This is a genomic window from Acidovorax radicis N35, assembly GCF_000204195.1.
GTDB classification, from domain to species: domain Bacteria; phylum Pseudomonadota; class Gammaproteobacteria; order Burkholderiales; family Burkholderiaceae_C; genus Acidovorax; species Acidovorax radicis.
In genome coordinates this window covers 97,231-111,242 of the sequence record NZ_AFBG01000007.1, presented here as the reverse complement: position 1 = coordinate 111,242, position 14,012 = coordinate 97,231, and the positions used below count along the sequence as shown (strand labels likewise).

At 63.2% G+C, this 14,012-nt stretch carries 16 protein-coding genes; 8 read left to right on the top strand and 8 right to left on the bottom strand.

Annotated elements, in window-relative coordinates; all coding sequences use genetic code 11:
- Positions 1-108: 108 nt before the first annotated feature.
- The gene (locus ARADN35_RS0102980; RefSeq protein WP_010458819.1) at positions 109-690 is read right to left on the bottom strand and encodes a superoxide dismutase; all 582 of its coding nucleotides are present in this window, start codon (positions 688-690) and stop codon (positions 109-111) included.
- A gap of 202 nt (positions 691-892) precedes the next feature.
- Positions 893-2,218 carry an exodeoxyribonuclease VII large subunit gene (gene xseA, locus ARADN35_RS0102975; RefSeq protein ID WP_029413056.1) on the bottom strand — a complete coding sequence of 442 codons (1,326 nt, stop codon included), beginning with the start codon at positions 2,216-2,218 and terminating at the stop codon, positions 893-895.
- 352 nt (positions 2,219-2,570) lie between these two features.
- On the opposite strand from xseA, the gene ARADN35_RS0102970 reads away from it, so the two are divergent.
- From ARADN35_RS0102970 to adk, 6 genes are all read left to right on the top strand, one after another.
- Positions 2,571-3,218 carry a MotA/TolQ/ExbB proton channel family protein gene (locus ARADN35_RS0102970; protein ID WP_010458816.1) on the top strand — a complete coding sequence of 216 codons (648 nt, stop codon included), beginning with the start codon at positions 2,571-2,573 and terminating at the stop codon, positions 3,216-3,218.
- A 5-nt stretch (positions 3,219-3,223) separates the two neighbouring features.
- Positions 3,224-3,658, top strand: coding sequence for an ExbD/TolR family protein (locus ARADN35_RS0102965; protein ID WP_010458814.1), 435 nt, complete (start codon positions 3,224-3,226; stop codon positions 3,656-3,658).
- Positions 3,659-3,664: 6 nt separating this feature from the next.
- The gene (gene lpxK / locus ARADN35_RS25710) at positions 3,665-4,729 is read left to right on the top strand and encodes a tetraacyldisaccharide 4'-kinase (RefSeq protein ID WP_081474553.1); all 1,065 of its coding nucleotides are present in this window, start codon (positions 3,665-3,667) and stop codon (positions 4,727-4,729) included.
- A 70-nt stretch (positions 4,730-4,799) separates the two neighbouring features.
- Complete coding sequence (locus tag ARADN35_RS0102955) at positions 4,800-4,982, top strand: Trm112 family protein (RefSeq protein ID WP_010458810.1); 183 nt, start codon at positions 4,800-4,802, stop codon at positions 4,980-4,982.
- A complete protein-coding gene (gene kdsB, locus ARADN35_RS0102950) occupies positions 4,979-5,818 on the top strand; it encodes a 3-deoxy-manno-octulosonate cytidylyltransferase (protein ID WP_010458808.1) in 840 nt (279 codons plus the stop codon). Before ARADN35_RS0102955 ends, kdsB begins: the two co-directional genes overlap by 4 nt.
- Before the next feature lie 226 nt (positions 5,819-6,044).
- Complete coding sequence (gene adk / locus ARADN35_RS0102945; protein WP_010458805.1) at positions 6,045-6,701, top strand: adenylate kinase; 657 nt, start codon at positions 6,045-6,047, stop codon at positions 6,699-6,701.
- A 119-nt stretch (positions 6,702-6,820) separates the two neighbouring features.
- On the opposite strand, the gene ARADN35_RS0102940 is transcribed toward adk, so the two are convergent.
- Genes ARADN35_RS0102940 through ARADN35_RS0102930 form a run of 3 tightly spaced genes read right to left on the bottom strand, consistent with a single transcriptional unit; the run spans position 6,821 to position 8,684 of the window.
- The gene (locus ARADN35_RS0102940) at positions 6,821-7,294 is read right to left on the bottom strand and encodes a DUF6152 family protein (protein WP_010458803.1); all 474 of its coding nucleotides are present in this window, start codon (positions 7,292-7,294) and stop codon (positions 6,821-6,823) included.
- Positions 7,295-7,317: 23 nt separating this feature from the next.
- Positions 7,318-7,740: a hypothetical protein gene (locus ARADN35_RS0102935; RefSeq protein ID WP_010458801.1), complete on the bottom strand. Its 423-nt coding sequence runs from the start codon at positions 7,738-7,740 to the stop codon at positions 7,318-7,320.
- 17 nt (positions 7,741-7,757) lie between these two features.
- Positions 7,758-8,684 carry an asparaginase gene (locus ARADN35_RS0102930; protein WP_010458799.1) on the bottom strand — a complete coding sequence of 309 codons (927 nt, stop codon included), beginning with the start codon at positions 8,682-8,684 and terminating at the stop codon, positions 7,758-7,760.
- Between the two features lie 113 nt (positions 8,685-8,797).
- Between ARADN35_RS0102930 and lexA the strand changes: the two genes are divergently transcribed.
- Positions 8,798-9,472: a transcriptional repressor LexA gene (gene lexA, locus ARADN35_RS0102925; protein ID WP_010458797.1), complete on the top strand. Its 675-nt coding sequence runs from the start codon at positions 8,798-8,800 to the stop codon at positions 9,470-9,472.
- Between the two features lie 971 nt (positions 9,473-10,443).
- Positions 10,444-11,451: a D-2-hydroxyacid dehydrogenase family protein gene (locus tag ARADN35_RS0102920; RefSeq protein ID WP_010458796.1), complete on the top strand. Its 1,008-nt coding sequence runs from the start codon at positions 10,444-10,446 to the stop codon at positions 11,449-11,451.
- Positions 11,452-11,715: 264 nt separating this feature from the next.
- Here ARADN35_RS0102920 and ARADN35_RS0102915 read toward each other — a convergent pair whose 3' ends face one another.
- From ARADN35_RS0102915 to ARADN35_RS0102905, 3 genes are all read right to left on the bottom strand, one after another.
- Positions 11,716-12,843, bottom strand: coding sequence for a branched-chain amino acid ABC transporter substrate-binding protein (locus ARADN35_RS0102915; protein WP_010458793.1), 1,128 nt, complete (start codon positions 12,841-12,843; stop codon positions 11,716-11,718).
- Positions 12,844-12,974: 131 nt separating this feature from the next.
- Entirely contained in the window at positions 12,975-13,247 is a 273-nt protein-coding gene (locus ARADN35_RS28455) for a hypothetical protein (RefSeq protein ID WP_225585251.1), read from the bottom strand.
- Positions 13,248-13,576: 329 nt separating this feature from the next.
- A complete protein-coding gene (locus tag ARADN35_RS0102905) occupies positions 13,577-14,011 on the bottom strand; it encodes a DNA polymerase III subunit chi (RefSeq protein ID WP_010458792.1) in 435 nt (144 codons plus the stop codon).
- Between the last annotated feature and the right edge of the window lies 1 nt (position 14,012).

Here is a 14,012-nt window from a genome sequence, read left to right as displayed (position 1 = left end):
TGGGGCTTAGAAAATCGATTGAAAAATCCGAACCCTACCAACAAAAACGGCCCGAGGGCCGTTTTTTGTTGGTTCGCCAGCTGGTTCACCCAGCGGGCCCGCCGTGCATCAGGCGAAGTTGGCTTCCGCAAACTTCCAGTTCACCAGGCTTGAGAGGAAGGTCTCGACGAACTTGGGGCGCATGTTGCGGTAGTCGATGTAGTACGCGTGTTCCCACACGTCCACGGTCAGCAGCGCCTTGTCGGCGGTGGTCAGCGGCGTGCCGGCCGCGCCGGTGTTGACGATGTCCACGCTGCCGTCAGCCTTCTTCACCAGCCAGGTCCAGCCCGAACCGAAGTTGCCCACGGCGCTCTTCACAAACGCTTCCTTGAAGGCGGCGTAGCTGCCCCACTTGGCGTTGATGGCCGCAGCCAGCGCGCCGGATGGCTCACCGCCACCTTGGGGAGCCATGCAGTTCCAGAAGAACGTGTGGTTCCAGATCTGGGCCGCGTTGTTGTAGATGCCGCCGCTCGACTTCTTGACGATCTCTTCGAGCGTCATGGCTTCAAACTCAGTGCCCTTTTGCAGGTTGTTCAGGTTCACCACGTACGCGTTGTGGTGCTTGCCGTGGTGGTACTCCAGAGTCTCCTGGCTGTAGTTCGGCGCCAGGGCATCGATGGCGTAGGGCAGCGGGGGAAGGGTATGTTCCATGGTGGTGTTTCCTTGTGGTTTGAAATTCCGGGATGCCATCTGCAACGCTTTCTTTCCTGAGCAATGCAGTCGGACACAGCGCGAAGGGGGCATTGTAGGAACATCAGCAGACCTGTGCAGCGTGAGGCCACCCAGAACCGGCCCGCAGCACCACAAACCGCCGCTGTCCTACAGCCACAGCCCATCCGACGGCATCAAGACATCACAGCAGGCGCGGCTGGGCCACCGTCATATCCACCACGCCGTCGGCCAGTGTTGCGCGCAGGGCATCGCCAGGGTGGGCCTGTCGCACGCTGGTCACGGCCTGGCCCTCGGTGTCGGTCAGCAGGGCATAGCCGCGCTGCAGCACCAGGCGCGGGTCCAGCAGATCCAGCCGCAGGGCCGCACGGTCCAGCCGCTCGGCCTGCTGCACCAGGCGCCGCTGCATTTTTTGAGGCAAATCGGCATCCAGCGCTTTCTGTGATTGCGCAAGTTGCTGCAGTTTTAATAGCACTCCGTGGCGCATGCGCTGGGCCAGGCGCGCCAGCTGCATTTGCTCGCGGGCCACCAGGCCCGACGGGCGGCCCAGCCGCGCCGCGGCCTGGTCCAGCCGCTGGTGCCGTGCGTCGAGCTGGCGCTGCACACCGTCGCTGATGCGTCCAGCCAGCAGCCCCAGCGCACCCAGCCACACATCGCGGGGCTGGGCCACCAGCTCCGCGGCGGCGGTGGGCGTGGGCGCCCGCAGGTCGGCGCAGAAGTCGGCGATGGTGAAGTCGGTTTCGTGCCCCACGCCACACACCAGCGGCACCGGGCTTTGCACGATGGTGCGGGCCAGTTGCTCGTCATTGAAGGCCCAGAGGTCTTCGATGGAACCGCCCCCCCGCACCAGCAGGATCACGTCGATGGGCGGATTTTTGGCAAAATCAGCCCCTGGCGCTTGTCCAGCTTGCGCGAGCAGATACACTTTTGATAGCGCAGCCACCAGCGCAGCAGGCGCTGCAGCCCCCTGCACTTGCGCAGGCACCAGCACCACCGGAATGTGGGGCACGCGCCGGCGCAGCGCGGTGACCACATCGTGCAGGGCCGCCGCCCCGGTGGACGTGACCAGGCCAATGCCACGCGGCTGCAAAGGCAACGGGCGCTTTCGGGCGTTGTCAAAAAGTCCTTCAGCGTCCAGTTGGGCCTTCAGGCGCAGAAACTGCTCAAACAGCGCGCCCTGCCCGGCCCGCTGCATGCTTTCCACAATGAACTGAAGATCGCCGCGCGCTTCGTACACCCCCAGACGCCCCCGCACTTCCACCAATTCGCCATCGCGCGGCGAAAAGTCAAGCAGGCCGGCGGCACGGCGAAACATGGCGCAGCGCAATTGGCCGTTGGCGTCCTTGACCGAAAAGTAGCAATGCCCGCTGGATGCGCGCGAGAAGCCCGTGATCTCGCCGCGCACCGCGACAGGATTGAAGCGCGCTTCCAGAGCATCAGCAATGGCGCGGCACAGCGCGCCAACCTCCCACACACGGGGCGCCACTGCTGGGCCTGGGCGCTCAGACATTAGAAACGGCGGGCGTTTGCGCCCCATTGGAAGCCGGAGTACTCCACAGAATCAGGCCAGCGGAGGGACTCGACATCGGCACGTTACAAATGGGCTGCAAAACACGAGCGCACGTGCAAGTTATTGATTTATATGGTTTTTTCACTGCACAATTTTTCATCAATCTGTTGCAAGCACGGCGGGACGCCACTTTGCGGGGTTGCAGAACCGGGTTGCCCACAAAGTTATCCACAGTTTTTGTGGGTGAGCAGACGGGGCAGTGGCGCGCACAGCAACGTAACGGTTTGTGACGAAGTGGGCCCTGCAAGCTGGGCCATAATCGCCGATTGCTTTCATCTGCGCGGAGAGAGATTTGCTGTCCATCATACAAGCCGCAGGCTGGCCCATCTGGCCCCTGATTGCGTGTTCCATCCTGGGAATGGCGCTGGTTTTCGAACGCTTTGTGGCCCTCAAAACGGCCCGTGTCGCCCCCCCCAAACTGCTCGATGAAGCGATCACGGTCTCATCCAAGGCCGTACCCACCCCCGACGTCGTGAACCAGCTGGCGCAAAACTCCGCCCTGGGCGAGGTGCTGGCCAGTGGCCTGCGCACGCTCAACAGCAACCCCCAGTGCAGCGAGACCGACCTGCGCGCCGCCATGGAAGGCGCCGGGCGCGCCGTGGCCCACCGGCTGGAGAAGTACCTGGCGGCCCTGGCTACCATCGCCTCGGCCGCGCCGCTGCTGGGCCTGTTGGGCACGGTGATCGGCATGATCGAGATCTTCGGCTCCCAATCCGGCAGCGGTGGCGTGGGCCAGGCCATGGGTGGCGGCAATCCGGCCCAGCTGGCACATGGCATTTCGGTGGCGCTGTACAACACGGCGTTCGGACTGATCGTGGCCATTCCGGCGCTGATCTTCTGGCGCTACTTCCGCGCCCGGGTGGATGCCTACCTGCTCACCCTGGAATTGGCGTCGGAACAATTCGTCCGCCACATCCTGCGTCTGCGCAAAGCCAAATAAGCTCCATGAACTTCCGCCCCCGCGCCAAGGAAGAGCCGGAGATCAACCTGATCCCGTTCATCGACGTGCTGCTGGTGATCCTCATCTTTTTGATGCTGACCACCACCTACAGCAAGTTCACCGAGCTGCAGCTCACGCTGCCCGTGGCCGATGCCGAGCAGCAGCGCGACCACCCGAAGGAAGTCATCGTGTCCGTGGCCGCCGACGGGCGCTATGCCGTCAACAAGGCGGGGGTGGACGGCAAGAGCGTGGATGCGATTGCGCAGGCCTTGCGCAGTGCCGCCAGCGCGGGCCCGGGCAGCGTGGTCATCATCAGCGCCGATGCGATGGCGCCGCACCAGTCCGTGGTTTCGGTGATGGAGGCCGCGCGCCGGGTGGGCCTCACGCAGATCACGTTTGCCACGCAGTCGTCGGCCGCGGCGCGCAGCACCAGCCGCTGACACGGCATGGCTGCCCCCGGGCCGCAGCCGCCCTCACCCTCTTCGTCAGCCGCAGCACGCGACACCGTTCTACCCCAGGCCACGGGGTTGCAAAAGACCTGGCAAACGCGCGGACCGGTCGCTTTGGCACTGTGGCCGGTCTCGCTGGTGTACCGAACATTGGTAAGCATCCGACGCGCTCTTTATCGCATGGGCATGCTGAAGGCGGAACACCCCGGCCGCCCCGTCATCGTCGTGGGCAATGTGATTGCCGGAGGCGCTGGCAAAACCCCCGTGGTCATTGCCCTTGTCCAGCACCTGCAAGGCCTGGGCCTGCGCCCCGGCGTGGTTTCGCGCGGTTATGGCCGCAGCACCACCGACTGCCGCGCGGTAGCGCCCGACAGCCCGGCCCGCGAGGTGGGCGATGAACCCGCCCTCATCGCGCGCAGCTGTGGCGTGCCCGTGTTTGTTGCGCCCCACCGCATCACCGCCGCCCGCGCCCTGCGGGCTGCTTCCCCCGACACCGACGTGATCGTGTGCGACGACGGCCTGCAACACCTGGCCTTGTCACGCGACCTGGAGGTCTGCATCTTCAACGAACAGGGCGTGGGCAACGGCTTCCTGCTGCCGGCGGGGCCCCTGCGTGAGCCCTGGCCACGCGCAGTGGATTTTGTGCTGCATGCAGGGGGTCTGCCGCCTGGAAGCGACCCCGCCCATGCCTACGGCCTCAAGCGCCGCCTGGCCCCCTACGCCCTGCGTGCGGACGGCACCCGGGTACCGCTGTCTGACCTGCACGGCCAGCCGCTGCACGCCGTGGCGGCCGTGGCACGCCCCCAAGTGTTCTTTGCCATGCTGCAGTCCGAGGCACTGCAACTGGCACACACGGAGGCCTTGCCAGATCACTACGATTTTGATAGCTGGAACCGCAATTCTGACAAGCGCTACACGCTTGTTTGCACAGAAAAAGATGCCGTCAAGCTCTGGCGGTACCATCCGGACGCACTGGCTGTGCCCCTGCAATTGCAGATTGAACCGGCCTTTTTTGCGGCGCTGGATGTGCGCCTGCAGGCCTTGGGCGTCCGCAGGCATTGACGATTCACCGCCCGGGCCGCCGCTATCATCCCAGCCTGCCTGAACGAACCTCCTGGAAAGCGCTGTCATCATGGATCCCAAACTGCTTGAACTGCTGGTCTGCCCCGTCACCAAAGGCCCGCTGACCTACGACCGCGATGCCCAGGAACTGGTCTCCCGCAGCGCCCGCCTGGCCTATCCGGTGCGGGACGGCATCCCGGTGTTGCTCGAAAACGAAGCCCGCACGCTCACCGACGAGGAACTGGAGCAGTGAGCAGCGCAGGCGCAGCCCCCATCGCTCCAGGCGTTGCGGCGGCGGGCAGCCACTTCACGGTGCTGATCCCGGCCCGCATGGCATCCAGCCGCCTGCCCGACAAACCCCTGGCCGATATCGCAGGCCTGCCCATGGTGGTGCGGGTGGCCCAGCGTGCCGCCCAGAGCGCGGCAGCCCGCGTGGTGGTGGCCGCCGATGACCCCCGCATCCTGCAGGCCTGCGCCGCCCATGGCGTGCAAGCGATACTGACCCGCGCTGACCACCCCAGCGGCAGCGACCGCCTGGCCGAGGCCTGCACACAACTGGGCCTGGACGGGGACGACGTGGTCGTCAACGTGCAAGGCGATGAACCCCTGATGGATCCCGGCCTCATCAACGCCGTCGCGGCCTTGTTGCCTGCCCGCCCCGAGGCCAGCATGGGCACCGCAGCCCACGCCATTGCATCCCTGACCGACTACACCAACCCCAATGTGGTGAAAGTGGTGCTCGACGCGCGCGGCTTGGCGCACTACTTCAGCCGGGCGCCCATCCCTTTTGCGCGTGACCATGTGGGTTCGCCCTGGTGGCAAGGCGCTGTACACGCGGCGGCACCCGGCGTGGCCGCCCTGGATGGGTTTGCGCCATTGCGGCATGTCGGCATCTACAGCTATCGCGCAGGCTTCCTTCGGGAATTTCCGACCCTTGCGCCCGCCCCCACCGAGGCGGTGGAAGCGTTGGAGCAACTGCGCGCGCTGTGGCACGGCCACCGCATTGCGGTGCACCTGGCAGAAACCGCCCCGGGCCCGGGTGTGGACACGCCCGAAGACCTGGAGCGGGTGCGCGGCCTTTTTCGCTGAGGTGGCGCCCGGCTGCGTGTGATGCACCTGCCAGCTCCATGCAGCGGCTCTCCACGCCGCGGCACCCTTGCCAAAACCGATGCAGGGTGTAAGTCAGCGCAAGGAGTCACATGCTATCCTCGCCCGCAACGAGAGCACCGCATCCCGGGCGCACAGAACGGCTTCAGGCGCCCTTCGAACGTCCCCGCCAGCGGCGCCAACCGATTTCTAACCTTCGAGGACTTCCATGAGACTGATTCTGTTGGGCGCGCCTGGCGCCGGAAAGGGCACGCAAGCCACATTCATCTGCCAGAAGTACGGCATCCCGCAAATCTCCACTGGCGACATGCTGCGCGCCGCCGTCAAGGCTGGCACGCCTCTGGGCCTGCAAGCCAAGGCCGTGATGGATTCGGGTGCCCTGGTCAGTGACGACATCATCATCGGTCTTGTGAAGGAACGCATCACGCAGCCCGACTGCGCACAGGGTTTCCTGTTCGACGGTTTTCCGCGCACCATTCCCCAGGCAGACGCCATGAAGGCGGCCGGTGTCAAGCTCGACTACGTGCTCGAAATCGATGTGCCTTTTGACGCCATCATCGAACGCATGAGCGGCCGCCGATCGCACCCTGCCAGCGGCCGCACCTACCATGTCAAGTTCAACCCACCCAAGGTGGAAGGCAAGGACGACGTGACGGGCGAAGAACTGATCCAGCGCGAGGACGACAAGGAAGAAACCGTCAAGAAGCGCCTGCAGGTCTACAGCGACCAAACACGCCCGCTGGTGGACTACTACAGCAACTGGGCCAAGGCCGAGCCTGAGGTTGCACCCAAGTACCGCGCCATCAGCGGCACGGGCAGCGTAGACGAAATCACGGCACGCGCGCTGCAGGCACTCGCCAGCTGACGCATGGGGCACACGCCCCCGAAACCAGCGACGCCCAGGCACCCCGGGCGTCGCTTTTTTTATGCGGCGAAGACAACCGCTTCAGGGCTTCCACCTGGAAACCAGGCCATCCTGGTTATTCAGGCTGGGCTGGAGCGCAATCCGTAGGCCTTGCCATCCACAAACAGATACTCCGCCCGCAGCACCGCATCGCCCTTCTCTTCGCGCAGGGTAAAGCCCACCACCGATACCGCCGCGCCGGTTTTGATCTCCTGCACCTGCCAGGCCTGCATGCGGGTCAGGGGCGCCAGTTCGACCTCCCAGCGGCGGTCCTTGCGGTTGGGCAACACAGCCTTGGCCAGCAGGGCCTTGCCGTCCACGGGGGAGGTCTGGGCCGGCACCACGCGCTGGGCCAGATCCACAGGCAGCTTCAGTTCGGCAGGTATCTCCAGTTCCAGCTCGGCATGCGGGTTTTGCCAGCGCACCTTGAGTACCTTACCCTCCAGATAGATGGGACGCTCAGGATCAAAACTGCTCCAACCGTGGTGGGCGTGCACCCCCAGCGGAACGGCGGAGGCGGCCAGGAGCACGTGGCGGCGTTGCAGGTGGGTCATCGATTCTCCCCTTGTCGTGTCGATCAGAGATAGGCAATCCAGCGGCCACAGACCACCACAGCCAGCCAGATCATGGTGGAACCCAGCATCTGCACCCGGGCCAGACCGTCCAGGCGCGCCAGCGAACCCCGCCCATGGAACCACGCGGCGTTGCAGCCTGCAAGCATTAACAGCAGCATCTTCAAGGTGAATGCGCGGCTGGCGAGCAGTTCGGCAGGCTGCGTGGCAAACATCAAGAGGCCCGACGCAGCCACCAGTCCAAAACCACACAACGCCAGCGACAGGCTGAGCCGCGCAAGGTCCTTGACGGGCAATGCCGCCCCGAGACCAAACACCCGCAGCTCCAGCAAGACCAGATTGCCCAGCAGCAAGGCAATGCCCACGATGTGCACCACCTCCAGCGCCGGGTAGGCCCACGCATGGGTCTTGAGGGCAGCAAAAAACATCGGGGTGGCCTTGTTTCTCAGTGCAGCAGTTCCAGCATCAGCGAGATCCTGGCTTTCAAGGGCGAGAGTCCTCTGGAGTCGGGCAACGCATCCCCCGGCTTGGGCAGCACCTGCCCCTCGGAGCAGCGTGTGGACCGCACCACCCGCACACCCACATCCTGTGCACGCAGCAACGCGGCCTCCAGAGCGTGGTGGATGGTGCCATTGCCCGTACAGGCCACCACCAGCCCCTGGACCCCATCACGCACCAGCGCATCCACCATGGCGCCCGATGCGCCAGCGTGGCTGACGAGCACTTCCACGCGGGGCCAGGCAAAGGAGGATGCTCTATTTTTAATAGCATCAAATGCGGATTTACCAAGCGCTGGCGGCCAATCCTGGACAAGGCGAGGAATCCCCTCCTCCACCCAGCCCAAAGGGCCAGCCTCGCCCGAGTTGAACGCATGCACCCGGTAGGGGTGCACCTTATGAACCTGCCGCGCCCCATGGATTTCCCCAGCGGCCACCACCAGCGTGCCCCGTGCACCGGGTGTAACCGCCACGGCAACGGCATCCAGAAGATTCTGCGGGCCGTCGGGCGTGAGCGCTGTCGCTGGGCGCATGGCGCAGGTCAGCACCACGGGTTTCGCCCGGGTATCCAGCACTTCGTGCAGGAACCAAGCCGTCTCCTCCAGCGTGTCGGTTCCGTGGGTAATGACTACACCACGCACCTCCGGATCTTCCAGGTGGTGTGCGCAGCGCAGCGCCAGCGCATGCCACACCTGGCCATCCATGTCCTTGCTGTCGATCTGGGCCACCTGCTCCGCCACCAGCCCACCCTGCGCCGCCTGTTGCAATCCGGGAACGGCCGCAAGCAGTTGCTCAACGCCCACCTGTGCAGCGGTGTAACCAATGTTGTCGCCAGCCTGCGCGGATGTGCCCGCAATGGTTCCCCCGGTGCCCAAAACTACAATTTTTTGCCCACTCACTTGCGTACTCCGAAAAACTGGTGAAAAATACAGTTACTGGATTAAAAAACAGTTGTCCGTCACTGTAGCCGCCTCCACCGGAAACCACCATGCTCGACAACCCGAAACTCACCGCCCGCCAGCAACAGATTCTGGATCTCATCCAGACGGCCATTGCACGCACTGGTGCGCCTCCCACCCGCGCAGAAATCGCGGCCGAACTGGGGTTCAAGTCGGCCAATGCGGCCGAAGAGCATCTGCAGGCATTGGCACGCAAGGGCGTGATCGAACTGGTCAGCGGCACATCCCGTGGCATCCGTCTGCGCAGCGACACGGTGCGCTCCATCAATGCAGCACGTGGCAGCCAGTTCAACCTACCCATTCCCGGGCTTTCACAGCTGGTTCTGCCTTTGGTGGGACGCGTGGCGGCGGGCTCGCCCATTCTCGCGCAGGAACACGTTGACCAGACCTACAGTGTGGAAAACAGCCTTTTCCATCACAAGCCCGATTACCTGCTCAAAGTGCGCGGCATGTCCATGCGCGATGCCGGCATCATGGATGGCGACCTGCTGGCCGTGCAGTCCACCCGTGAAGCCCGCAACGGCCAGATCATCGTGGCCCGCCTGGGAGACGACGTGACGGTCAAGCGCCTGCGTCGCACCGCCACGGCCATCGAATTGCTGCCCGAAAACCCGGATTACCCGGTCATCGTGGTGCAGCCTGGCGAACCGTTCGAGATCGAAGGTCTCGCGGTCGGACTCATCCGCAACACCATGCTGATGTAGCCACAGCGCTCCATCACATTCATTCCCTAGTTAGCTGCCGCACTGCAGGTGGCGGGCGTTTGGTGTACCGATAAAACAGGTACGCCAGCCCTGCGGTGCCGGTTCGATTTGCAATCCTGCCTATGTCCAACCCCCGACCTTCGGAGTTTTCACATGGGAATTGCCTTGACCACCTTTTCTGCACTCTCCACCCCACTGCGCTCACTGACCCGCTGGCTCCATCACGCAAGCCCTCTCAAAATGCAGTCTGCGGCAGACTCATCCACAGCCCATGCCCATCCCGAAGATGCGGCCCGGGGCAGCGGCCACAGTGAGGCAGGCACCCGCAAGCCCCACCAACGCCCCGCGGGCATCCCGCACCAGCGTCCGCTGCGTGGCAATTGGCCTTTTACGGTCAATCCTCAGACACCGCCCACCGAAGCCCCAACTCGACTGGCAACCACCAGCGGCGGAGTATTCACGTCTTCGCCTGCGACCACCCGCAACCCCTGTGGATCACCGTGGTCGGCAGAAGGCTCTGCCAGCAGGACGGCCAAGGTCCTGCGCCGAGCCCCAGCATCGGGCGGCTCGGGCCGGCTGGTGATCGCTGGCCGCATGGCGGATGTGTGCGCTGAGCTGGACCGAATGGCCGCATCAGAGGCAGCGCTGCAAACCTGTTGAGGCGGCGCCATCTCTCACAACGAGCCATTGATGCCCTCTCATTGCGGGGCCTTCCTTAATGGTTTTAAGCAAAATAGTTCGAGGAGCAGCCACCGCACTCCCCATCGCATCCCGCCGCATGTGGGCGAGTCCGTTGCCCCTGCCAGCATCCGGAACCTATTTTCGACCTCCTTGAGGCCATGGCTGAACAAGAATACGCGCTCGTTCTGGCAGGTGGCTCCAACACTCCGTCACGAAAAGTCCAACACCTTTGATGCGCAAGGAGGCCGCCCGGCGTGATGCAGGCCGCTTCACCAAGGCACAATGTCGGGATGAACATTGTGATTCTCGACGACTACCAGGACGCAGTCCGCAAGCTCCACTGCGCATCCCGGCTCGACGCGTACACCGCCAAGGTCTACACCAATACCGTCAAAGGACTGGGCCAGCTTTCGGTTCGCCTCAAGGACGCTGACATCATCGTTCTGGTGCGGGAGCGCACGCAGATCACCCGGCAACTGGTGGAAAAACTGCCCCGCCTCAAGCTCATCGCGCAAACCGGCAAGATCGGCAACCACATCGATGTGGCGGCCTGTACCGAGCGTGGCATTGCGGTGGCAGAAGGCGTAGGTTCCCCCGTAGCTCCCGCTGAGTTGACATGGGCCCTTGTCATGGCGGCAATGCGCAGGCTGCCACAGTACATCTCCAACCTCAAGCACGGCGCGTGGCAACAATCGGGATTGAAGACAGCTTCCATGCCCGCCAACTTTGGCCTTGGCAACGTGCTGCGTGGCAAAACGCTGGGGATCTGGGGGTATGGCCGCATTGGCCAACTGGTGGCGGGCTATGGGCGTGCATTTGGAATGAACGTCCGCATTTGGGGACGCGAAGCCTCACGCGCCCAGGCCCTGACGGATGGCTACCAGGCTGCCACCACGCGCGAAGAGTTTTTCTCGCAATGCGATGTGATCTCGCTGCACCTTCGCTTGAACGATGAAACACGCAGCATCGTTTCTCTCGAAGATCTCTCGTGCATGAAGCCCACCGCGCTTCTGGTCAACACCTCGCGGGCCGAGCTGATTGAACCCGACGCACTGATCGCAGCCTTGAACCGGGGTCGCCCCGGCATGGCCGCAGTCGATGTGTTCGAGAGCGAGCCCATCCTCCAGGGCCACGCCCTCCTCCGGCTGGAGAACTGCATTTGTACACCCCATATCGGCTATGTGGAGCAAGACAGCTACGAGCTTTACTTTGGTGCAGCATTCGACAACGTGGTGAATTTCATCAAAGGCACCCCCACCAACATCGTGAATCCAGGTGCGTTGCAGGTAAGGCGTTGATACAGAAAAATCCCACTGGGCCATTCCGCCATCGGCAAAAAACGTTTCAGGTGGTTGAGTCGTCTCGGTTGCGCTTTGCGCTTTGGTGATCCCCTCTCGTTCAGTCTGTTCTTCGATGCATTCCCGGTTCGGAGTGCTGCGCCAACAAACTGAATAGCTACAGACAAGTGACACTTCCACAAGCAAAAAGGGCTTCCCGAAGGAAGCCCTTTTGTTTTGGCCCCTGCAAGGCACAGAGTGCCTTGCAGGGTGGGACCACTCCAATTACAGAGGGGTCTTCTTGCCGTCCTTGTAGACGTACAGCGTGATCGAGGGGTTCTTCATTTCGCCGTTAGGTTCGAAGGCGATGGCAGAGGTCACACCCTTGAAGTTCGCCTTGGCCAGTTCGTTCACATACACCTTGGGGTCCACCGAGTTGGCGCGCTTCATGGCGTCAACCAGCAGGAACGTGGCATCGTAGGTGTAAGGGCTGTACACCTGGAACTGGTTCGGGTACTTGGCATCGTACTTGGCCTTCCAGGCGGTACCGCCAGGCATCTTGGCCAGCGAGGAACCGCCTTCGGCACAGATCACGTTAGCCAGGGTCTTGGCACCGGCAGCCAGCTTGGCGATTTCAGACGTGCAGACGCCGTCACCACCAAAGTACTTCACATTGCCCATGCCCAGCTGTTCCATCTGGCGCAGCATAGGACCGGCTTGAGGGTCCATACCACCGTAGAACACGGCATCGGGGTTCTTGGACTTGATCGCGGTCAGGATGGCCATGAAGTCAGTGGCCTTGTCGGTCGTGAACTGCTCGTCCACCACCTTCATGCCCTTGGCAACAGCGGTCTTCTTGAACACGTCTGCCACACCTTGGCCGTAAGCGGTACGGTCATCGATGATGGCAACGGTCTTCAGCTTGAGCGTATCCACTGCGTAGAACGCCAGACCAGCGCCCAGCGCGTTGTCGTTGGCGATGATACGGAACGTGGTCTTGTAGCCAGGCTTGGTCAGGTTGGGGTTGGTTGCAGCGCCCGTCACCATTGGAATGCCGCAGTCGTTGTAGACCTTGGAAGCAGGAATGGTGGTACCGGAGTTGAGGTGGCCGACAACGCCAGCGACCTTGGAGTCGCACAGCTTTTGTGCAGCGGCCGTGCCCTGCTTTGGATCGGCAGCGTCGTCTTCGGCTTGAAGTTCGAACTTGATCTTCTTGCCGCCGATGGTGACACCTTGAGCATTCAGCTCTTCAATGGCCATGCGGGCGCCATTTTCGTTGTCCTTGCCGTAGTGGGCTTGGGCGCCAGAAACCGGAGCCACATGGCCGATCTTGACCACCTGCTCTTGTGCAGAGGCCACACCAGCAACAGCCGCGATAGCAGCAACCACGGTCAGTTTCAACTTCAATTGCATATCAAATCTCCAGTAAAGATAAACGCTGAGAATCTTCTTGTGTCTCAACGCAGGCGAACATATCGCAATTTACGGGCCAGATCATTAGGGAACACGATTAAACGCGAGAGAAACCACAGGGGAATACCCTGTCATCCCTTTGGCACAGAGGGTGCGCCACTGGCCAACTCATCCGCCACCGCCTCGTACACAGCGTGCCGGACCACGGATTCAATCTCTTCACGCAGCCGCGGCAGCACCGATCGTGTCTGCTCCTGCACCACCGTGGCGATTGCTTCGCGCAAACGTTGATCCAGCACAACATCCACCCGCTGCATGACCCGGTGCACCATGTACTCCTCCATGCCTTCAGGCAGGGGCCGCGTCAACACCGGTTTTGCAGCCACGGCGGCGAAGGGAGCCATAAGAGGCGCAGGCGCCGCCACAACCGCCGCAGCGGGTGCCCGTTGAGCCACAGCAGGGGACGCTGCGTGCACAGGCACGGGAGCAGCTGCAGGCCGTGGGGCGACCACAGCAGGCGGACGGGCACTGGGCAATGGCGGACTCAATGGACGGGCCGCCGGCTGCGACGCTGTTGCAAGGGGCCGCGCACTCGACAAGGCGGACGGAGACATGACCGTCGTGCGCAATGGTGCGCCCGTTGCAGGCTGCAGGGGCACGGAGTCCGGCACCTGCACCACTTCGGTGAGGGTGGGAATAAAACGTGGAGGGGTTTTGGAAGGAGGCAGTGCCATCAGCCAGCTTTCAGCACAAGGTCGTGGCGGGTGATGGCGTAGCCGCGCGATGCATAGTGGCGCCAGCGCGCCCGGGCCTCGCCACGATCCACTTCATCCTGTGCACTCACCACCTCCACCAGTCGGTCAAACCGGCCAAATCCTTCGGGCACTTCCGTATGCAGGTTCAGCAGCACTTCGTGGTGCGGGGCAGACCGCGCATCGGCAGTCAGCAACACCGGCGACGCGTGGACCAGTTCTTCATCGGCATCGCCCAGGCAATGGGCCACAAAGTCCTGCGGTGCCAGGGCCCAGAGCATGCGATCCAGCACCGCCAGCGTGTCGGGCGGCGCCGCAATCACCAGCCGGGCCCCGCTGCGCTGCACCTTGCGGGCGAAGCGGCATGCATAGGCCAGCTTGTCCGGCGCATTGAAGTGAAACGCAACCTCGGTCATC

Bases quoted from the DNA above. Each gene is read 5' to 3' on its own strand.
- ARADN35_RS0102980 (WP_010458819.1), bottom strand. From the start codon at position 690: ATGGAACATACCCTTCCCCCGCTGCCCTACGCCATCGATGCCCTGGCG.
- xseA (WP_029413056.1), bottom strand. From the start codon at position 2,218: ATGTCTGAGCGCCCAGGCCCAGCAGTGGCGCCCCGTGTGTGGGAGGTT.
- ARADN35_RS0102965 (WP_010458814.1), top strand. From the start codon at position 3,224: ATGAACTTCCGCCCCCGCGCCAAGGAAGAGCCGGAGATCAACCTGATC.
- lpxK (WP_081474553.1), top strand. From the start codon at position 3,665: ATGGCTGCCCCCGGGCCGCAGCCGCCCTCACCCTCTTCGTCAGCCGCA.
- ARADN35_RS0102955 (WP_010458810.1), top strand. From the start codon at position 4,800: ATGGATCCCAAACTGCTTGAACTGCTGGTCTGCCCCGTCACCAAAGGC.
- adk (WP_010458805.1), top strand. From the start codon at position 6,045: ATGAGACTGATTCTGTTGGGCGCGCCTGGCGCCGGAAAGGGCACGCAA.
- ARADN35_RS0102940 (WP_010458803.1), bottom strand. From the start codon at position 7,294: ATGACCCACCTGCAACGCCGCCACGTGCTCCTGGCCGCCTCCGCCGTT.
- ARADN35_RS0102935 (WP_010458801.1), bottom strand. From the start codon at position 7,740: ATGTTTTTTGCTGCCCTCAAGACCCATGCGTGGGCCTACCCGGCGCTG.
- lexA (WP_010458797.1), top strand. From the start codon at position 8,798: ATGCTCGACAACCCGAAACTCACCGCCCGCCAGCAACAGATTCTGGAT.
- ARADN35_RS0102920 (WP_010458796.1), top strand. From the start codon at position 10,444: ATGAACATTGTGATTCTCGACGACTACCAGGACGCAGTCCGCAAGCTC.
- ARADN35_RS0102915 (WP_010458793.1), bottom strand. From the start codon at position 12,843: ATGCAATTGAAGTTGAAACTGACCGTGGTTGCTGCTATCGCGGCTGTT.
- ARADN35_RS28455 (WP_225585251.1), bottom strand. From the start codon at position 13,247: ATGGCTCCCTTCGCCGCCGTGGCTGCAAAACCGGTGTTGACGCGGCCC.
- ARADN35_RS0102905 (WP_010458792.1), bottom strand. From the start codon at position 14,011: ATGACCGAGGTTGCGTTTCACTTCAATGCGCCGGACAAGCTGGCCTAT.